Here is a 20,415-nt window from a genome sequence, read left to right on the forward strand (position 1 = left end):
ATTATCTCCCTCCTTTCTCTTTCGTATCCAAAGGCTTTAACTTCGCTTCAATGGATTCTCTTTGGGCTTCAAAATATGGAGGGAGAGATAAATTCTCGCCTAATGTATCGAAATCCTCATCCGTTTCGAATCCAGGACCATCTGTTGCAAGTTCAAAGAGAATTCCATTCGGTTCACGGAAGTAGAGGGAACGGAAATAGTATCGCTCAACAAAACCTGAGTTCGGCAAGCGATTTTCATTGAGCCACTCGACCCACTTATGAAGTTCCTGTTCGTCTTCTACACGGAACGCAACATGGTGGACACTTCCTCTACCAGGCCTTTCCCGGGGGATGTCGCTTCTTTCTTGGAGATACACCTCTCCTCCGGTTCCTCCTTCACCTGTTTCAAATACACGTATATCAGGCTGCCCTTCTATGTCGGAAGGAAACTTTCTCGTTTCTCTAAAGCCCAAAACCTTCGTCAGGACCACTGCTGTGTCATCCCCGCGGGCAACGGTCAACGTGATGGGACCTAAACCGACCACCCCGTGTTCTACAGGAACAGGACTCTTATCCCACGGTTTCCCACCTGCAACCCCTTCATTCAATTCATCTGAAACAAGCATGAGCCGCTGACCTTCGAAATCACGAAATCTTAAGCTTGCACGCCCTGTATGATGGGAAATATCTTCATGATCGATACCCAACTCTTCAAAACGTCGTTTCCAGTAAAACAGAGATTCATCGGTGTTCACTCTAAGTGCGGTTAATGAGATACTGTTCGTACCCTCATAGGTGTTCCCTGCATGTGGAATCTCAAAGAATGTCAGGTCCGTTCCCGGGTTCCCCCTCTCATCTGCATAGAATAGGTGATAAACCGACGTATCGTCCTGATTGATGGATTTCTTCACTAATCGAAGTCCGAGTGTCTCGGTATAAAATTCAAAGTTTTTCTTGGCATTAGCCGTAATGGCAGAAACGTGATGCTGCCCTTTTAATGGTTTCAATTTCATCTGATCTTCACTCCTTAAGGAATAGTATTTACCTTATAGTTGTATCATACACGATAATTATCTTTAATTCAAGATATTTAATTTCAAGGTATTGACCATACCATTTTCGAGTTGTAATTTTCCTTGCAATCAAACTCGCAAAAAAAAAAACATCCATACATATAGATGCTCAATTTTTTCATTTTCCTGAAGTTTAGATGAAACTCTATCCCTATCTCCCCTCATAGTTCGTTCTTAAACACACTCACCGATTATTCTAACCCCATGATCGGCTACATTCCGCCTTTTTCCCACCTCGATGCATTCTCTCTTTGATAATATCTCATTAGAAATCAGAATAATGAGCATTTTCTAAAAACACTACACTATTTTGTAATTACACTCTACAATTCACAATATAAAGTGTATAATGATGGTATATAGTGAGAAAAAGGCAGCAAGGATTGTCTCGATATACTATTTTGATGTATAGGGATCTCCTGATAGATACCAACCTCGAGTCTTCATATGATATCGTAAAGGTGCTACTGAGTCATACGTCAAAATTGTTGGGAGCTGATTTGAGTATGAAGAACAATCTGACTCGCAAGTGTATTGAAACACTTGCTATCCAAAGTGCCTATCATTTCTGTGTTTCAATCGGAATTAAACCTAGTTTGCTGAATCTATCAATGGTCACAGGATTCTCAGAAGAAAAAATACTGGAAATACTTGAAACAACGTTTAGTAATGAAAGTGTTAAAGCAGAAAATCACTCTCTATAACTTCTGTGTTTCCCCTTTATTACTCTACAAGTCGACTATCCTTCATCCTCTAACCTTAAACTTTAAGTTCTCTCATTATCACCTATCCATTTTTATTTTGACAAAGTCGATCTCTATAAGAATAGATTAGAACATATCGCCATAAGTGTAAAAGGCAACTCCATTTTTTGAAGTTGCCTTTTTAATATGAGTATTATAATACATTAAAATATCTTGCTTCCGGATGAGCGAAAACCATCGCTGTTACGGATGCTTCAGGTTCCATCATGCAACCGTCTGTTAGTTGGATCCCTATCTTTTCGGGTTGAATGAGCTTAAACAGCTTCTTCTGATCTTCCAGTTCGGGACAGGCAGGATACCCAAATGAGAAACGCTGCCCTTGATAGTGCGTCCTAAAGCGGTCCTGCATAGTAAAGTCAACAGGGTCAGGGAATCCCCATCTGCTTCTCATCATTTCATGCACCCTTTCAGCGAGCCCTTCTGCTGTTTCTAAAGCAAGTGCCTGTAATGCATGACTTTCGAGGAATCTGCCTTCTTTCTTCAATTCGTTTGCCCATTGCCTGATTTTCACACCTGCTGTTACAGCAAAGAATCCGACATAATCCATATCTCCGCTATCTACAGATCGCAGGTAATCGGCTAAACATAAATGTTGATTCCCAACCTGCCTCGGAAAATGAAATCTCTCTATTTCAATAGAAAGGTCTTCCGGATGATAAATCACGACATCATCACCATCTGACTGAGCAGGAAAGAATTGATATCGTGCAGATGCCTGAATCATCCCTTTCTTTTTTGCTTTATGGAACAGGTCATCCGTCATCTCTTTCAGTCCGATGGTTCTCTCGTCCTCTTCTTCCAGTAATCTTGATATTTTCCCTTTAATCCCCAGGTGATGGCCGAGAAGCATTTGCTGATTCACGTAGGGCTGTATTTGATCCAGTGAAAATTCTCTTATGGTATGGGGAATCAGGTCTGATGGGACATGGACCAACACATCTTTAGATACGGCTGATCGTACTTTGACTGCAACCGATGAAGGAGACTGTGTTGAAGTTTCTTCGTTGAGAGACAGCCTTTTCTTCTTTTCACGGCTCTCCTCTTCCAGCTCAATCCTTGTTTCTTCATGTTGAATTCCATTCATGATGCTTAACCCATCCATTGCATCCTTCGCGTAAAGGACCATACCATCGTATTCCCGCCCAATCTTGTTCGTAGTGAATTTCCTTGTAAGCGCCGCTCCACCTACCACAAGAGGTACTGATATATTTGACTGCTTCAAATCCTGGGCCGTAATGACCATTTGTTGGGCTGACTTCACAAGGAGCCCAGACAAGCCTACAATATCAGGCTCTTCTTTCCTGATGACTTCGATCAGTTCCTGCGGTGTGACTTTAATACCTAAATCAATGACTTCATACCCATTATTACTAAGAATGATATCCACCAGGTTTTTACCGATATCATGGACATCTCCCTTTACGGTAGCCAAAATCACTTTCCCTTTCGAAGAAGAACTTTCCGTTTGTTCCATATGTGGTTCCAAATGAGCAACGGAAGCCTTCATCACTTCAGCACTCTGCAAGACTTCTGCAACTATCAGCTGATTATCATTGAAGAGTTTCCCGACTTCACTCATCCCGGCCATAAGCGGACCATTGATGATATCAAGGGGAGCATCATATTGCTGAAGGGCAAGGTTCAAGTCATCAATCAACCCTTCTTTTGTCCCTTCTACAACATAATGTGCCAATCTCTCTTCCAACGTCATTGTATTGACAGGGACCTTGACTTCTTTCTTTTTCCCTCTATAAAATGCTGTGAAGTCAGCCAATACCTCATCAGTCGTCTCAAATAGCAGTTTCTCAGCCATTTTCACTTCTTCTTCGGGTATCGAGGCAAATCGCTCCAGTTTTTCCGTATTGACAATGGCATAATCAAGTCCTGCTTTCGTGCAATGGTAAAGGTACACAGCATTCAGGACTTCTCTTCCGACAGGCGGCAGGCCAAATGAAACATTGCTTACCCCTAAGATATGAGGACATTCCGGCAGGATTTCTTTGATCTGTCTTATTCCCTCGACAGTTGCCCCTGCTGATCCGATGTATTGCTGATCCCCTGTCCCAACGGGGAATACAAGAGGATCAAAGATGATATCTTCTGAAGCGATGCCGTATTTCTCTGTTAATAATGTATGGGAACGAAGGGCAATTTCCACCTTACGATCTGTTGTTACTCCCATTCCTTTCTCATCGATCGTTCCGACTACAACCGCGGCTCCGTATTCCTTCATCAACTTGGTTACTTTCTCAAACCGCTCTTCACCGTCTTCAAGATTGATCGAGTTGATGATCACCTTTCCTTGAGAATATTTCAATGCAGCCTCAAGTACTTTCTCATCGGTTGAGTCTATAACAAGGGGAACTTTTACTTTTTTCACGACCTCCTGGATAAATACATTCATATCCTCCACTTCTTCACGATCGGGGTCCGCGAGGCAGATATCGATCACCTGGGCACCATTTTTCACCTGCGCCCTCGCAATTTCTGACGCTTCTTCTATCTTATTTTCAGCAATCAACCGTTTAAATTTACGAGAGCCGATGACATTCGTCCGTTCTCCGACGAGGATCGGTCTTCTATCTTCATCCTCATAGATAAAAGGCTCAATTCCCGATACAGCATGAGGATGAGAAGCGATGGGTTTACGAGGTGGAAGTCCCTTCACTGCTTCTGAAAGAGCGCGAATATGATCCGGCGTCGTGCCGCAACATCCTCCAACAAGATTCAACCAGCCTTTCTCTGCAAAGCCCTTCATTTTTACACTGAGTGAATCCGCCGTCTCATTGTAATTCCCTTCTTCATCCGGCAAGCCTGCATTCGGATAACAGCTTATATAGGTAGTGGCCAGACCCGATAAGGAACGAATATGGTCGCGCATAAACTCAGGTCCCGTTGCACAGTTCAAGCCGACTACCAGGGGATTTAAGTGTTCAAGGGATAAATAAAAAGCCTCGATATTCTGTCCTGCAAGAGTCGTGCCCATCGGCTCGATCGTACCAGATAATAAGATAGGGATTTCTTTCTCCCTGGATTCAAAGGCTTTACGAATTCCGAGATTTGCAGCTTTCACATTCAATGCATCTTGACTCGTTTCAAGAAGCATTACATCTACTCCTCCATCGAGAAGACCTTCTGCCTGTATCCGGTAGTTATCCACTAACTCATCGAAGCTTATTCCTCCAGTAACGGATAAAGTTTTGGTTGTTGGACCGAGAGAACCGGCCACAAATCTTGGCCACTCCTTTGTAGAAATTTCCTGTACCGCCTTTTTGGCGATTTCGGCTGCAACTTTATTGATTTCATATGCTTTAGCTCCCAGATCATATTCGTCGAGTACGATGGGGGTTGCACCGAATGTATTCGTTTCGATCACATCAGCCCCAGCAGCTAAATATTCCAGATGAATCTGATGGATGACTCCCGGTCTCGTCAATACTAGATTTTCATTACATCCTTCAAGCTCTTCCCCCCCAAAGTCCTCTGGAGATAAGTTTGCCTGCTGCAGCATCGTTCCCATTGCTCCATCGAGAACGAGGATCTTTTTCCTAAGCTGTTCTTCAAACAAGGTGATGGTCATAGGGAACCTCTCTTTCTGTATTGGTTTTCTCTTGTATATAGTGGACAAGTTCAATGCTCATATCATAACGTACAAAAGGTGTGATGAGATAAATTCCGTTAAACAGCTCCACTGCAGTATCCAATAAGCCTTTAGCAATTTCCATACCTACCGTCCTAGCAATGACAGGATCAGTTCCTGCTTCCTTCATTCTGCGTCTTGTTTCCTCAGGGACATTGATACCTGGAACTTCATGATGGAGAAATTCTGCATTCCTTGAACTGATTAAAGGCATGATCCCAATAAAGATGGGAACATCGAGATGCTTGGTGGCTTCATGCACTTGTATAAGCTGCTCTTTCCCGAAGATCGGTTGGGAAATAAAATAGTCTGCTCCTGCTTTCTTTTTCCTTTCTAATCTTTTCACAGAAGCGTCCAAGTGACGGAAATTGGGATTAAATGCTGCACCTACTGAGAATTGAGTGCGTTCCCGAAGTGATTTACCTGAAAAGGAAATTCCCTCATTGTTCTGTTTAATGAGTTCAATCAGTTCAAGTGATGACAAATCATATACGGACGCTGCACCTGGAAAATCACCAATCTTCGCAGGATCCCCTGTAATGGCTAATATATTGTGAATCCCTAACGTGTGCAGGCCCATTAAATGGGACTGCAAGCCTATCAGGTTGCGATCCCGGCACGTAATATGGACCAGTGGTGTCAAATCGAGTTGAGACTGGACAAGGCTACCGATCGCATCATTACTGATACGGGGAGATGCTAAAGGGTTGTCAGCAAGAGTCAGCGCATCGATTCCAGCTTCCTTTAATGCCTTGGCTCCTTGAAAGAATCGTTTTGTGTCAAGATGCTTTGGTGGATCAAGTTCGACAATGATCGTTTTCTTCTTTCTTACCTGCTCATGCAGCAAGTTGCCCTTGACGGGAGCTGCAGACAATGGAACGGCTTTTTTCTTTTTCACCACTTTCTCTCTAACTGGCTCACGGCTTTTTAACCTCTCGGCCACTGAACGAATGTGGTCAGGTGTCGTCCCGCAGCAGCCCCCAATGATTCTGACACCCTGTTGCCGTAGTTCATTACTGATATCCCCAAAGTAATCAGGTTCAGCTGAATAATAAAACCTGCCTTCTTCATAGTTTGGAAGGCTGGCGTTGGGATAGACGGAAAGGAAGGCCCGTTTAGGCAATGGAACTTCTTCCAAAGAGTTGACCATGTGGAATGGTCCCATACGGCAATTGATACCGACAACATCGGCCCCATGCAATTCTAAATGGTGAAGCGCGTCTTTTAATTCCATTCCATTCTGAAGGACTCCCGTCTCATGCAGTGAAACTTGAGCAATGACCGGAATGTCCGCCTCGCGTTTGGCAATGTCCAGCACAGTGGTTAATTCTTCAAAGTCATAATAGGTTTCAAGGAGAATACCGTCTACACCTTCTAATAATAGACAGTACAGCTGTTCCCGGAAGCTCCGTTTGATTTCTTCCAGTGGCACATTTTGTTTAATGGCCCTTATGCCCCCGATGGTCCCTAAAATATACGTCTTGTTTCCAGCTGCTTTTTTTGCAAGTCTCACGGCTGCTGTATTGATTTCCTTAACCGAATCTTCCAAACCGTATCTAGAAAGCTTTTGATAATTAGCTCCGTACGTATTGGTCTGAATGATATCTGCTCCTGCATCAATATACTCTTTATGGACTTTCAATACTTCATTTGGGTGAGAAAGATTCAATTCTTCGAAACATCTGTCCACTCCATATGAATACAATAATGTCCCTATAGCGCCATCTGCGATCAAGATTCTCTCTTTCAGTGCATCAAGGAACGGTTTCACGCCATCCCCTCCTTTATTATAAATTTATGACATTGTTTCGTTTGATCTTTTGGATACTGTCTAGACCTTTTTCAAGGTCCTTAATCAATTCTTCTGCGTTTTCAAGTCCTACGGATAACCTCAGTAAGCCATCTGTAATGCCTCTTCTTTCCCGTTCGGCTTTTGGCATGGAAGCATGGGACATTCTCGATGGATAGGAAAGGATTGATTCAACAGCTCCTAAACTTACAGCAAACACCGGAATATTCACATGTTGTATCAGTTGCTTTACTTCCTCCTCTCCTCTCAATCGAAAGGAAAGCACCGCTCCTGGACCCTCTGCCTGGCGGACCTGGATTTCACGCCCAGGATGATAGCTCAGACCAGGATAATATACTTCCTCAACTTCTTTCCTGCTTTCTAAGAAGCTCGCAATCTTATAAGCGGATTCTGAGGATTCCTTTAATCGTACGTGCAGGGTTTTCATCCCTCTTAAGAGCAGCCAGCAATCCTGGACTCCGAGGACCGCTCCAAATGAGTTTTGCAGGAAAGCTAGTTTCCCGGCAATCTCCTCGTTTCCCGTTACGGCAAGCCCTGCTAAAACATCACTGTGCCCTGCAAGGAATTTCGTCGCACTGTGTAGGACAACATCTACTCCCAGACTGATTGGTCTTTGCAACAGGGGTGTCATAAATGTATTATCCAGGAACGTCAAGCAGTTATTTGCCTTCGCAAGCTTCACAACCCCTTCAATATCAGTGATGTTTAAAAGTGGATTTGAAGGCGTCTCCATATAAATAACCTTTGTATTGTGCCTAATTGAACAAGCTACTTCGTGCAGGTCCTTCATGTTCACAAAGGAGTATTCGATACCAAACTTTGTAAGGACTTCAGTGATCATCCTGTATGTCCCACCGTATACTTCTTCGGATACGAGGACGTGATCGCCGCTTGATAACAATAAGAAGCTTGTTGAGATTGCCGCCATACCGGATGAAAAGGCAAAGCCTTTTATCCCTCCTTCCAACTCTGCTATCGTTTCTTCAACCGTTTCCCTGGTCGGATTGCCAGAACGGCTGTAATCGTAGGTCCCGTATTGGTCGAAATCCTGTTGATGGAAAGTAGTGGCGTGCTGAATAGGCGTAGAGACCGCTCCTGTTTCTTTATCAAATCCGTGAGAATGAATGAGTGACGTCTGAAGTGAAAATGGTTTTTTACTCATACGCTGGCACCTCTTTCTCCAATTGATGAAAAACATTCTCCAAGTCTGCTATCAGGTCATCGATAAACTCAATTCCTACAGAAAACCTCAGGAGTCTATTGCAGATCCCCAACATCATCCGTTCCTCTTCAGGAATATCTGCATGCGTCTGTGTAGCTGGGTAAGTGATAAAGCTTTCCACGCCTCCTAAACTTTCAGCAAACGTAATCACGTTTAAATGCTTGAGAAAAGGAGCAATCCATTCTTCTTTTTCGATACGGAAGGAAAGCATCCCGCCTCTTCCGGGATAAAGTACGTCTGTTACACCATCATGCTCTTCAAGGTATTCGGCTATTTGTCTTGCATTTTTTTCGTGCTGTGCCATTCTGAGGCTAAGGGTCTTCATCCCTCTTAATAAGAGCCAGCAATCAAAGGGGGCAAGAACCGCTCCGATTGAATTCTGAATGGTATAAATATCTTCCGCCAACTTCTCTGTGTTTACGATCACGGCTCCTGCCAGCACATCATTATGGCCACCAAGGTATTTCGTTGCACTATGAATTACAATGTCTGCTCCCTGAGTAAGTGGCTTTTGAAGTACAGGGGTATAAAATGTATTATCGACTATTAATAGCAACCCGTTTTCTTTTGCTAAACCAGCTACTTCATCAATAGTTGCTTCGTTCATCAATGGATTGGTTGGGGTTTCAAGAAAAATGGCCTTGGTTCTGTTTGAAATATGTCTTTTTATCAATTCATTGTCACTTGTTTCGACAAAGTGAAACTTGATATTATACTGGGCTTCGTACTGTATGAATAAACGATAGCTTCCCCCATAAAGGTCCTTCGAAACAATCAATTCATCCCCGCTTGAGAATAAACCAAGTATCGCCTGGATGGCCGCCATTCCAGAACTGAATGCAAATCCTCTATGTCCATCCTCCAGTTGGGCAAGTGTTTCTTCCAAGGTCTTCCTGGTAGGATTTCCTGTCCTCGTATAATCATAGCCGGTGGATTGACCGATCCCTTTATGTTCAAATGCTGTAGATAAGTGAAGTGGCATGCTGACAGCTCCGGTTCCAGGATCACTCCGGTTGCCTGCCTGGACTAATAAAGTATCAATATGTTTTCTCAACATTCTTCTCTCCTTTTCTTTCCTTGAAAATGAAAAGGGGAAAAACAAAAAAACCTTCTTATTGAAAATAAGAAGGTTTTATACATTCGTTCTCCCTCTTATCGTCCAAGTTGACATCAACTTGCTGGAATTAGCACCATGCCTCTTTGGCTGGTTGCTGAGGTGTCTTCGGGCCAGTCCCTCTACCTCTCTTGATAAGAAACTATATGAATTTGTGGAAAATAACTTTCCCATAACTTATAACAATGACGATGAAATGTCAATAACAATTAAGAATTATCTGAAAAAATAACGCACCCATTCCTACTTCTCAGTGGAGATTCAATGATAAATTCCCATTTTCTTCTTAATTTCCCTCAGGAACGGAATCGTGGTTTCACGGGCTTTTTTCGCGCCTGCATTTAGTATGGTATCCAGCACGTGTGGATTGGCCATCAGTTCTTCATATTTTGAGCGGGGTTTTTCAATAAATGAATTCATGACTTGAAAGAGCTCTTTCTTCGCTTCTCCCCATCCGATCCCTTCTTTGAACCTCACTTTCATCTTCTCAACTTGATCAACTGTTGCAAATTCTTGATAAAGTGAGAATATGACAGATGTTTCGGGATCCTTAGGCTCCTCAGGGAGAGAAGAATCTGTCTTGATCTTATTGATCAGTTTTTGAAGTTTTTTCGGTTCTTCAAACAATGGGATTGTATTGTTATAGCTTTTACTCATCTTGCGTCCATCAAATCCCGGAAGAACGGATGTTTCTTCCTGTATGACATACTCGGGAAGGACAAAGGTCTCCCCGTATATTTTATTAAAGGTTTCAGCTATGTCCCTTGCTATTTCCACATGTTGAATTTGATCCTTCCCAACCGGAACCAGTTCCGTCCGGAATAGGAGAATGTCCGCGGCCATCAATATTGGATAGGTGAACATACCCATATTGACTCCATTGTCTATTTCTCTTCCACCCTTTTGATTATCATCGACCATCGATTTATATGCATGGGCACGGTTCATTAAGCCCTTAGGAGCAAAGCAAGCGAGGATCCAGCTTAATTCGAAGATTTCAGGTACATCAGATTGGCGATAAAAGACCGCTCGATCAGGATCCAAACCTAATGCAAGCCACGCTGCCGCCACTCCATATGAGAGTTCTTTCATTTCAGCTTGATTATGAATTTTCGTTAGACCATGGTAATCCGCAACAAAATAAGCTACGTTGTAGGATTCAATTTCTGCTAATCTCAATGCCGGTTTAATCGCACCAACATAATTTCCTAAATGAATGTGACCTGTTGGTTTAATCCCTGTCAAAACTTGTTTACTCACCACTGATCCCCCCGCTAAAGTTAATAAATGAACACAAAAAGGGCTCCCCATACCCTGTAAAAGGACGGGAAACCCGTGGTGCCACCTTCATTCGCTTACAATGTGTAAACGCACTTATCTGTACCAGAGCTTCCTCCGATACATCGCCTCTTTTACCGGTGAGACACTCCGCCATTACCTACTTTATTTCAGCATGGATGCTCATAAGCCCATTCAACGACGTCAGCATACTGATTCTCACCAACCATCAGTTCTCTAAAATGTTTCGATCGCCTACTCTTCTTCATCATCGCATTACAATATATTTTCCATCATTTTAATACATAGGTAAATAATGGTCAATAGGCTGTAAACATATGTTAGAATTCTTTTGACGAAAAAGGAAGGAACAGCTTGATGCCTTTCTTATTAAAGGGAAGGAATTTCATATCAGCAATAAGATGACTGATATATCCTATGATACACGCTTCGAAGACGCCTTCAATCATCAATGACTCTTCCAGATATTGTGCAATCACCCCATAGAATACGATTCCCAGAATCGAGTGGGTATAACTCCGATGTGGAACAAATGAGGCAATGAAAATATAAGTCCCCAATAACCATAACCATGTTTCATTCAATTGCCAACCGCAGGCTATTACACCGATTCCTGTAATCATGAGCATCCTTCTCTGAGTAATGAAGCTCGAGAGGACCATCAAACCTGCTCCATACCCGATCCCTAACCATCTTTCATTTCCTATTCCTTCAAGGTAGCTGTATACCATCATTAGAAATCCAATGATCTGAGCGACCGCTCTGATCATTTTAGGTGAAAAAGTAACCTTATTACTGAGCTTTCCGTCGATATCCATGTCAGGCATGAGTCCGGACACCCCGCCTATTGCTACTAGTGTTGTGGTTATCGCTGGACCTGACTCAAATGAGTTGGCCACAATAAATCCTGTTGCTGCTCCAATTGCCATATGTGACGTACCGTTCAATTGTGTCCCCCTACTCTAATAATTGTCTATGTATGTTCCAACTTATAATGATAGCTTTTGTTATGCAAAATGACTATGGGAAGGATGCATTACTTTCTTATACATGTGTTGATATGCGTTCAATGATATCAAGGAGATAGGACCTTTCGTGAGGAACAAAATGCCTGTATTCCGCCTTTTTCTGAATACATTCTCTATCACCTGAAGAATGAACTATGAAGCCCTCTATATCCATCTCTTTTTTCTCATGCGTTACGAGCGCCTTAAAATCTGCAAGGGTTGAACGAAAAATACCTGAAACTTCATCTGGATCCAGCTCAAATTCATCATAAGCTACTTGTTCTGAATAGAGAAAAACATGTGTAAACTCCCTGTCAATCATAGCCTCCTGAACCAGTTCCCCCTTTACGATTCCCAGTGGCTGTAACTCTTCAAACGTAACGGTAATCCCCAGCTCTTCATGAACTTCCCTCACCCCGTCTTCAATCTTCTCATCATACAAAATATGTCCGGCGGCCGTTATATCCAATAAACTTGGAAAATCTTTTTTATCATCACTTCTTAATTGAAAATAGATATAGATCTCCTGACTGTTTTCGACACGATGTGCCAGCCAGCAGTGAAAGGTTTCATGCCAATACCCCATTTCATGTACCTCTGAACGGCTTGCAACTCCAAGCCTGTCTCCAAATTCATTCAATACGGCCAGTTTTTCGCTCTCCATTGAACTCCCCCTTTTTCCACCGAATTCATTTAACTTCTTCCAAATAGTCTCTAATCTCCAACAAATCCCTGATCACTATATCGGCTTCAAGTAACTCTTCTTCCTGGGAAAAATCAAAAGCACAGCCGATCGAAAGGAAGTGATTCACTGCAGCACCCTTAAAATCCGACGCTCTATCCCCTATTACGACACCGTGAGTGAGTTGATGATCCTCTTTCACTTTTTTTATCAAATCGCCTTTATCATCAGACTCAATTTCCTGTATGCTGTAAATAGATGTGACCCATCGATCCAATGAGTAATACTCCACAATCGCATGTAAATAATGAGGATAGCCGTTACTTGCCACAAAGATTGGATATCCCCTTTCTTTCAAATAGGAAAGCAGAGCCTCTGTATGGGGATATAGGGCTCCCTTACCACCCTGGATGTTATGAATCAGTTTATCTTGAAATACTTTATTCACGTTTCCATGAACGTCATTGGGATGGTCAGGTAAAAGGGTTTCCCACACAACCGAAAGGGGTACCCCCATAATTTCCCGGTATGCCTCAATCGGAGTTTCATCCTTCCACTTTCCCTCTTCTCTAAGTATTTCGAAGGTATCATGAAGGGAAGCTTCCAGTATACGATTTGTTTGAAATATCGTCCCATCCATATCAAATATCATTGCAGCTTTCATCTGTATTCTCCTTTATTGCCAATAGCACGATCAGTCTCGTTTCTTTGCTGATTCCGTTTATATCTTCCAATTGGTTGGAATAAATCCAGCTCTTATCATATCAAATTCACACCCATTTTGATGCAACTAATTTATAGAGGATGTCTTCATTTGTACATATTAGCTTTTATTCATAAAAAAAAGACACTTGAGACCCCCTCTCTTGTGTCTTTCGCTTTCAATGTTATCCTGTGGACTTCAAGATGCGTTGGGCAGGTAAAAAAGGACCGTCAACATCATGCCGATTACAGAGAAGATCACAATCGTGACTGCTACCGACCTGTGATACTTTGAAACACGTTTCTTCTTCGATACATTAAAAAACGTAAAGGACATTACCGAAAGAACAAACAAAGCTATAAACAAGAGCTCGCTCATGGACAATCCCTTTCCTCAGTAAAATGTTTATATATCCACTATATGAGAACACTTTACCATATTTTCTTATTCAACAGAAATTTTATCATCCGTGACCCACTACTCAACAGGTTATTAAAAATAATAATAAAGCCATTTTGGAGTTCTTTGCAATGCTTTCTCCCATACTGGTATTTCCTCAAACGCTTTTTCCGTAAGCTTTTCACTATCTTTCATATCCTTCTCGATAAAGGATTCCAACTTCCTGGCAGCCGCTTCATCCCGAATAATACAATTGCTCTCATCATTCAAGTAGAAGCTGCGGGGGTCCCAGTTGGCTGTACCTACGTCTGCCCATGCATGATCAACAACAATGATCTTCCCATGGAAAAAACCTTTCTGATACAAGTAAAGATTCACGCCTTTTTCTAAAAGGTCTTTTTCTATCTGGTAGCTGGGAGGCTTTGTGAACCAGGCATCCGTATCATCAGGTACAAGGATATTCACCTCGACACCTCTCTTCACAGCTCTTTTCAATGCAGTAACAAGATTTTTGTTCGGGATAAAATATGGGGTAGTGATCGTCACGCTCTCTTTTGCTTCATTGATCCAATCGATGGTTTTATTAACAAGAGTTTCACCAGTAGAGAAAATGAAATGAACATTCCCTTCATTGTTTTCTTCTGAAGAATAGTGCAGCTGAATACTTTTTATGCTGCTACCACCGTCCTCTAACCAATCCCTTTTAAACTGCTGATATACTTCACTTCCTGCATTTCCACTCAACCGGATATGGTAATCCCTCCAGTACCCAAACTTTGGATCTTTTCCTAGATACTCATCACCCATATTGAAGCCTCCAATATAAGCTATATCCTCGTCTATAGAGATAAGCCTGCGATGGTTCCGATGGTGAAGGGAATAAAACGCATTCTTCATGGAGATGGACCTGCTTTTCACGATTTCAACTCCACCCTTCTCCATTTTATGGATAGTATCTTTTTCTATATCTGACCCTAAAAAATCGACCGATAGACGCACGTCAACTCCTTTTCTAGCCTTTTCAATCAATAGATCAAAAAACTCATTGGATACCTTATCATCTCGGATGATAAAAAAATGGATCCAGATGTGTCCTTTTGCGTTCTCAATGTCTTTAAAGAGATCTTCATAAAAGCTTTTGCCTGTATTATAAATATCAATCGTAGCGTTGTGTGAAAGGGTCTCTGTCATAGGATGAGTTCTCGTATAGCTTTTCGCACCATGTTTCACATCCCAATGCATCACAAGAAATAATACGGTGAAGAATCCCGCAAAGATCATCATCCATTTCAACCATTTTAGTAACACGTGAACTCCCCCTTCCTACTTTTTGTTAGCTTTTGTTTAAGGGAAAGGACTATACATACACAATGAAAGTTTGAGGTGAAATGAAGAATGAATTCAAAGAAAGCGTCGACATAAAGTCGACGCTTTCACCGGATTATTTTATTGATTTTTAATAAGGTATAGATCGTTCGAGCGAAGGCAAAAACTACACCACCGATAAAGGCTCCCAGCGTATTCATGATCCAATCATCAATATCCGTCGCTCTCCCCAAAGGCAGATAATATTGGGCCAGTTCTATACCGAACGATAATAGTCCGCCTAAAAATGTGACCATGATGATCAGTTGTTTTGAATGCCTCATCCACCATGACAGAAAAAAAGAGAAGGGGATAAACAACAATATATTGGCGAGGAGATTCCTGATTGGGACATCCAGATGCTTTCGATAAATTAAATTTATTTTCAGATTGGAGAAAGGATCGAAGTTCACAGCCCCTTCACTCACATGTTCTCCAGTCACTGGAGTCAGGGTAATCAAACAGATGCCCCCGATTGAAATGCACGTAAATAAGATCGGGAGCAGGTTCATCCATCTGCCTTTCCCTTTTCTTTTCTTCCAAAAGGAGACCGCAAAGATAAGGGAAACCGTCACAATGAAAATGATTGGGAGAACCCATCCAAATGCGCTCCATAATTCATTCATAAACAAGAGCCTACTTTCCTATTTGTTACAAAACACTTAGCAGCCATTTTTCATTTTAATTCCTTTTCAATAAAATTACGATGTTTCAATGTTTTTCCCGACCCCTTAAACCTCAGTGCGAACCCATTTACGCTTATCTTCTATACGAATCGTCAATCCTTCTTTATCAAGCTTCTCCAAAAAAGGTATCATATACTTTCTGGATAAGTCCAACACTTCTTTGGCTTCACTTATGTGAAAGGTATCTTTGGTGTGTCTTTTTAATCGTACTACAGCCTCGTTAAATACTCGGATTGAATAAGCTTTCCGATCATCCAGTGGGACGATTTTCTTCTCCTGCACGAAAAAATGATAAAAGTCCGAACGCCATTTTTCCGGTATCCCCATCTGTTTGAAATACTCTTCCATGTCTTTTACCTTGGTTCCGTCATTTTCCATCATTGAAAGGAGCTGACTGCATCGTTTCTCCCATTCAATGGGTAATTGAGGAGAAAAACCTTCTAAATGAAGACGTCCACCTTCTTGTTTCCACTTTCCTTTTTCCAATGCATGATCAATCAGTGGACCTGGATATTCTTTTAAATGTTGCTTTAATTCCCCGATATTGAGTCCCTTTAATAACGGGGAATCTTGATGAAACTTCAAGAGGACCGATTCAATCTCATGACGGCACTCGTTCACAATCGTTCTATGAGTGACTGTGGAATCGGAAAGGACGACCCAATCCTGTTCTTGGAGAAATTCTCTCATACTACTTTCTGACAGGGATGCTTCTTTCATTAGAGAATCCCTCTCTGCAGATTTATGTCGGTTCAGAACATTTAATACCCGATCTCTTGGATTCCCATCCATTTCGGATTGAAGAAGGGCTATCGTCTCTTCTCCAAAACGATATTTACCACCCTTTGGCTGAAGAACCCATCCTCCACCGATGGTTTCAACCGGGGAAGGCCTCCTAATGATAAATCGGTCTCCCCTTTTAACCATAATGTATTCATCCAGGCGAATCTGACAAAGGATGCTACCAGGGTTTGTGTTGCCATTTACACTATTTCGATCAAAGAAAACAAGCTTGCCCATAACCTCTGAAGTACCAGCATGAACCATAATGGGCATTCTCTGCTTTATTTGCCTGACATGATTTAATATGTTCAAGCATACATCAATGGTGTCCGTCACATAAAGATGAGGGGTGGCCACAAGTACATTTCCCCGTTTGAGCTCTTTATAGTCCACACCGGAAAGATTGACGGCGGCACGTTGACCAGCATATCCCTTTTCAGCCCTATGATGGTGGACCTGGATTTGTTTAGCTTTTGTATGTATACCCATTGGTAAGATCACCAATTCCTGACCCGTTACCAAACTGCCTTCATAAATAGTTCCCCTTACCACTGTTCCCTGCCCTTTTATTGTAAAGGCCTGATCGACAGGTAATCGAAATTCACCGGAAATATTCCTTGAAGGCAAGTCCCTTATAACAGAAATGATGGTTTCTCTAAGCTCACCCACTCCTTCTCCCGTCAAACTGTCCACCAAAAGAACGGGTGAACCTTCAAAAACGGTTCCAATCAATTCTTCCATTATCTCTTCAAGTGCCAACTCTCTTATTTCTTCATCAATTTTAGAAATCTTCGACAACACTATAATTCCCTGCTTAACACCCAGTAGAGACAGTATATCGAGATGCTCCTTCGTTTGAGGCATCACACCCTCATCTGCAGCGACAACCAGCAAGACCAGATCAATCCCTGCCACACCCGCAATCATTTGTCTAATAAAACGCTCATGACCAGGAACATCAACTACGGAGACTTCAAGATGATCATCCATATAGAAGGGGGCATATCCGGGTTCGATAGAGATACTTCGCTCTTTTTCTTCTTTAAGACGGTCGGTATCAACAGACGTAAGAGCTTTTGTAAGGGTTGTCTTTCCATGATCGATATGTCCAGCCATCCCAATCGTATAATATCTCTTAGCCATCCCCACACCTCTTTTCTATCCTTTCTTTATAAACCTTTTGATCAGAACTCCTGCCATTACCACAAAGCAAGCCCCAAATAGCAATCCTCTCCACACATCACCATCAGAGAAGGATTTCACCACCCATATGAGAATGAAAAGAGTGATGAATACATCAAATATCAGCATTCCTTTTGAATTTCGAATAAGGTTTCACCTTCTATCCTATCAGTTAGTTTGAGATTCTTTCATTTTATCATTTTCCTTCTCAATCGACCCGCCCGGGCGAAACCTTGCCATGCAATATTCCCCGGCTAAGCGCCCGTTTTGAACAATGGAGCCACACTTAAACCCTTCATTCTTGAAACCTAATCTCTCATATAACGTTTTCGCCTTTGTGTTGACATCGATGACGGTCAATTCAATCCGCTCGATTCTTAACCAATTATCCGCCAAGTCAATTGCGTTTTGGATGAGTCCCGTACCGATCCCTCTCCCATGATAATGTTCATCGATAAAGACGAATAAACTTCCAGTATGTGCACGCCTTCCGCTCCCTTGATTTAACCCGCAAAGACCCACTACTAAGCCATCCACTTCTGCTACAAAGTCATGCTGATTAGGAGATGGGTTCTTTAATCGCTCCTCAAATTTATCTGTTCGTAAACTCGGCAAAGCAATAATATTAGGCAGAACCGCTTTTTGGCGCATGATTTCCACTACTCTTTCAGCATCTTTCACTTCTATTGGACGTATCTTCATCATTATAACAATCCCCCTATCCTTTTTATTATTATAGTCGTTATCATCCTAATATTGGAATGGGGAATCATATAAAAAAGAGAATCACTTATTAATAAGTGATTCTCCTAAGCAATTTACTTGGATCCCTCTTTAATTAATGTTTTCATATCTAGAGCAATTTCATCATAAGGAACATCACTATTACCACTATACGTTTTCACCACGGTGCCTTCCTGGTTTACTAGATAAAAGCTGGTGCCATGAATCATCTGATCGGAATTGGGATCGTCCGCTACAATGGACCGGAAGGAGTGTTCTGCTAAGTCTTTTACTTCTTCGAACTTGTAGCCTGTAAGGAGGTCCCATTTACTGGTGTCTGCTTCAAAGTTGGATATGTACTCACGCAATGCGTCCGGTGTGTCTGTTTCAGGATCAACACTGAAGGAAACAATCTTATAATCCTTTACACCTTCTTCTTTAAGCTTTGTCTGTAACTTTGTTAAGTTGTATGTCATTGGAGGGCATACCGTTTCGCAGCTTGTAAATATGAAATCCGCAATCCATACCTGACCTTTTAAATCATTTAAACTGACTTGTTTATCATTCTGGTTCGTATAGGAAAAATCTTTCACTTTATAATTTGTCTCCGCTTGAAAGTCACTATTGCTGCAACCTGCAAGGAGAATCCCGATGATGGTCATCACCACAATGAATGTTTTGGTTTTGGACATCTATTATCTCCTCCGATATTATCTATCTACCACTCTATGTTAGTAAAAAGGAGCTGAAAAAACAATTGCCACAGGCAAGATTCATTGTCTATTTTGTGAATCCTGTCCCTCCATTCCTATCTGATAAGCCCCCAGGCTACCTGCGTATGAGCCCATATCGGGAAATACAGCGGTATAGGAAAGCATATCTTGAAATTGTGTTAGGTCCTCTTTAAAAGCTGTGTTTGCTTCCAATGCGCTCCCAACAAAAACGAAAGTATTCATTTGGTACTGTTTTGCCGCATGTGATGCCAGAAGGATGATGGTTTCCGCTATCATATTCGTCAAGGCTCTCATTAAGTCTGCTTTTTCTAGAGACATCGTTCCTTTACCGAAATTAGATGCGGTCAGATGATCAGGAATGGGGGAATCTCCTTTTTCATAAATGTCACCAACCAGAAGATCGACCTTTTCTCTTTTACCCTTTGTAGATAACGAAACAAGATTGAAATAGTCAGATAATCCCGTCAGGATGGATCCCAGCCCTAAAATAGTACCTCCGCCTAAACCACTGCCAAGCAGCCTCTCACATCCTTTCTCATCAACCCTAAAGAAGGATGTGCCTGTTCCGATATTGATGAGAATATATTGTTTCAGCTCTTGTCTTTCCTTTTTCAGGAGCATCTCGGTCCCTTTATATACCGCCTGAAACTCGTCCACGATATGTGCACGAGGGAACGATTTCCTCCAGTTCTCCGCCTTCCCCCCAGTCAGGTAAAGGAAATGATTCGGGGCGAGGAACTTGAGGCATTTCTGTATTTCAATATGGTCATCACTGTAGAATGTTTTAAAATGGCGTCTTCCTTTTTCTTCATATACGATTTTGGTTAATGTCCCTCCCGCATCGATACCTATGACATTCATTCTTCCCGCTCCTGCATCTTTTTCTTAGAAAACAAATAGTGAAGGGTAAACCCATGAACAACCATGATCGTAAGGAATGCAAGAAAATAATAGAATACACCCATCACCCCGTCAGAAGTATCCTCTGTAATGAGCCACCAGACAGATGCAAAGAGCAAGAAAACGAACTGAACCGCCACTCCTTCTAAGAAGGGTTTTTTATATGTATTAAAGTCAAGAAGTCTTTTCCAGCTCCAACCGATTGCCACTACTGCTGAAATTGCCAATAACAATAAATAAATGCTTATTTTCATAGTGTGCGCCCCCTCCCTTTTTCTTTACTAACTTTATGTTATGCAATATCACTTAAAAATGAAAGATATATTAGAAAAAACATCCATTACTGGT

17 protein-coding genes, 1 riboswitch and 1 other annotated feature are annotated in these 20,415 nt (G+C 41.9%); all 17 genes read right to left on the minus strand.

Annotated elements, in window-relative coordinates:
• Position 1 precedes the first annotated feature (1 nt).
• On the minus strand, positions 2-994 hold the full coding sequence (locus tag LCL96_RS08565; RefSeq protein WP_224940975.1) for a ring-cleaving dioxygenase: 993 nt from the start codon (positions 992-994) through the stop codon (positions 2-4).
• 957 nt (positions 995-1,951) lie between these two features.
• Positions 1,952-5,398, minus strand: a complete 3,447-nt coding sequence (gene metH / locus LCL96_RS08570; protein ID WP_224940976.1) for a methionine synthase — start codon at positions 5,396-5,398, stop codon at positions 1,952-1,954.
• Positions 5,379-7,229 carry a bifunctional homocysteine S-methyltransferase/methylenetetrahydrofolate reductase gene (locus LCL96_RS08575; protein WP_224940977.1) on the minus strand — a complete coding sequence of 617 codons (1,851 nt, stop codon included), beginning with the start codon at positions 7,227-7,229 and terminating at the stop codon, positions 5,379-5,381. Before LCL96_RS08575 ends, metH begins: the two co-directional genes overlap by 20 nt.
• A 16-nt stretch (positions 7,230-7,245) precedes the next feature.
• Complete coding sequence (metC, locus tag LCL96_RS08580) at positions 7,246-8,430, minus strand: cystathionine beta-lyase (RefSeq protein ID WP_224940978.1); 1,185 nt, start codon at positions 8,428-8,430, stop codon at positions 7,246-7,248.
• On the minus strand, positions 8,423-9,547 hold the full coding sequence (locus LCL96_RS08585; RefSeq protein ID WP_224940979.1) for a methionine biosynthesis PLP-dependent protein: 1,125 nt from the start codon (positions 9,545-9,547) through the stop codon (positions 8,423-8,425). Before LCL96_RS08585 ends, metC begins: the two co-directional genes overlap by 8 nt.
• A gap of 92 nt (positions 9,548-9,639) precedes the next feature.
• A riboswitch (SAM riboswitch) is annotated at positions 9,640-9,745 on the minus strand.
• Positions 9,746-9,865: 120 nt separating this feature from the next.
• Positions 9,866-10,864 (minus strand): tryptophan--tRNA ligase, encoded by a 999-nt coding sequence (locus tag LCL96_RS08590; RefSeq protein ID WP_224940980.1) that lies wholly within the window; start codon positions 10,862-10,864, stop codon positions 9,866-9,868.
• 57 nt (positions 10,865-10,921) lie between these two features.
• Positions 10,922-11,163: a binding site (T-box leader), on the minus strand.
• Positions 11,164-11,223: 60 nt separating this feature from the next.
• The gene (locus LCL96_RS08595) at positions 11,224-11,850 is read right to left on the minus strand and encodes a metal-dependent hydrolase (RefSeq protein WP_224940981.1); all 627 of its coding nucleotides are present in this window, start codon (positions 11,848-11,850) and stop codon (positions 11,224-11,226) included.
• 97 nt (positions 11,851-11,947) lie between these two features.
• Complete coding sequence (locus LCL96_RS08600) at positions 11,948-12,574, minus strand: NUDIX hydrolase (RefSeq protein ID WP_224940982.1); 627 nt, start codon at positions 12,572-12,574, stop codon at positions 11,948-11,950.
• 25 nt (positions 12,575-12,599) lie between these two features.
• Positions 12,600-13,256 (minus strand): HAD hydrolase-like protein, encoded by a 657-nt coding sequence (locus LCL96_RS08605; RefSeq protein WP_224940983.1) that lies wholly within the window; start codon positions 13,254-13,256, stop codon positions 12,600-12,602.
• Between the two features lie 237 nt (positions 13,257-13,493).
• On the minus strand, positions 13,494-13,673 hold the full coding sequence (locus LCL96_RS08610; RefSeq protein WP_224940984.1) for a hypothetical protein: 180 nt from the start codon (positions 13,671-13,673) through the stop codon (positions 13,494-13,496).
• A 114-nt stretch (positions 13,674-13,787) separates the two neighbouring features.
• Positions 13,788-15,002 (minus strand): cardiolipin synthase, encoded by a 1,215-nt coding sequence (gene cls / locus LCL96_RS08615; protein ID WP_224940985.1) that lies wholly within the window; start codon positions 15,000-15,002, stop codon positions 13,788-13,790.
• A gap of 125 nt (positions 15,003-15,127) precedes the next feature.
• Positions 15,128-15,685 carry a VanZ family protein gene (locus LCL96_RS08620; RefSeq protein ID WP_224940986.1) on the minus strand — a complete coding sequence of 186 codons (558 nt, stop codon included), beginning with the start codon at positions 15,683-15,685 and terminating at the stop codon, positions 15,128-15,130.
• 105 nt (positions 15,686-15,790) lie between these two features.
• Positions 15,791-17,671 carry a selenocysteine-specific translation elongation factor gene (gene selB, locus LCL96_RS08625; protein ID WP_224940987.1) on the minus strand — a complete coding sequence of 627 codons (1,881 nt, stop codon included), beginning with the start codon at positions 17,669-17,671 and terminating at the stop codon, positions 15,791-15,793.
• Positions 17,672-17,878: 207 nt separating this feature from the next.
• A complete protein-coding gene (locus LCL96_RS08630; protein ID WP_224940988.1) occupies positions 17,879-18,415 on the minus strand; it encodes a GNAT family N-acetyltransferase in 537 nt (178 codons plus the stop codon).
• Positions 18,416-18,528: 113 nt separating this feature from the next.
• Positions 18,529-19,125, minus strand: coding sequence for an SCO family protein (locus LCL96_RS08635; protein WP_224940989.1), 597 nt, complete (start codon positions 19,123-19,125; stop codon positions 18,529-18,531).
• An 81-nt stretch (positions 19,126-19,206) separates the two neighbouring features.
• Complete coding sequence (coaW, locus tag LCL96_RS08640) at positions 19,207-20,028, minus strand: type II pantothenate kinase (protein ID WP_224940990.1); 822 nt, start codon at positions 20,026-20,028, stop codon at positions 19,207-19,209.
• A complete protein-coding gene (locus LCL96_RS08645; RefSeq protein ID WP_224940991.1) occupies positions 20,025-20,321 on the minus strand; it encodes a hypothetical protein in 297 nt (98 codons plus the stop codon). The genes coaW and LCL96_RS08645 overlap by 4 nt, the downstream gene beginning before the upstream one ends.
• Between the last annotated feature and the right edge of the window lie 94 nt (positions 20,322-20,415).

Source organism: Rossellomorea aquimaris (assembly GCF_020172085.1).
GTDB classification, from domain to species: domain Bacteria; phylum Bacillota; class Bacilli; order Bacillales; family Bacillaceae_B; genus Rossellomorea; species Rossellomorea aquimaris_E.

Bases quoted from the DNA above. Each gene is read 5' to 3' on its own strand.
- LCL96_RS08565 (WP_224940975.1), bottom strand. From the start codon at position 994: ATGAAATTGAAACCATTAAAAGGGCAGCATCACGTTTCTGCCATTACG.
- metH (WP_224940976.1), bottom strand. From the start codon at position 5,398: ATGACCATCACCTTGTTTGAAGAACAGCTTAGGAAAAAGATCCTCGTT.
- metC (WP_224940978.1), bottom strand. From the start codon at position 8,430: ATGAGTAAAAAACCATTTTCACTTCAGACGTCACTCATTCATTCTCAC.
- LCL96_RS08585 (WP_224940979.1), bottom strand. From the start codon at position 9,547: ATGTTGAGAAAACATATTGATACTTTATTAGTCCAGGCAGGCAACCGG.
- LCL96_RS08600 (WP_224940982.1), bottom strand. From the start codon at position 12,574: ATGGAGAGCGAAAAACTGGCCGTATTGAATGAATTTGGAGACAGGCTT.
- LCL96_RS08605 (WP_224940983.1), bottom strand. From the start codon at position 13,256: ATGAAAGCTGCAATGATATTTGATATGGATGGGACGATATTTCAAACA.
- LCL96_RS08610 (WP_224940984.1), bottom strand. From the start codon at position 13,673: ATGAGCGAGCTCTTGTTTATAGCTTTGTTTGTTCTTTCGGTAATGTCC.
- LCL96_RS08620 (WP_224940986.1), bottom strand. From the start codon at position 15,685: ATGAATGAATTATGGAGCGCATTTGGATGGGTTCTCCCAATCATTTTC.
- selB (WP_224940987.1), bottom strand. From the start codon at position 17,671: ATGGCTAAGAGATATTATACGATTGGGATGGCTGGACATATCGATCAT.
- LCL96_RS08630 (WP_224940988.1), bottom strand. From the start codon at position 18,415: ATGATGAAGATACGTCCAATAGAAGTGAAAGATGCTGAAAGAGTAGTG.
- LCL96_RS08635 (WP_224940989.1), bottom strand. From the start codon at position 19,125: ATGTCCAAAACCAAAACATTCATTGTGGTGATGACCATCATCGGGATT.
- coaW (WP_224940990.1), bottom strand. From the start codon at position 20,028: ATGAATGTCATAGGTATCGATGCGGGAGGGACATTAACCAAAATCGTA.
- LCL96_RS08645 (WP_224940991.1), bottom strand. From the start codon at position 20,321: ATGAAAATAAGCATTTATTTATTGTTATTGGCAATTTCAGCAGTAGTG.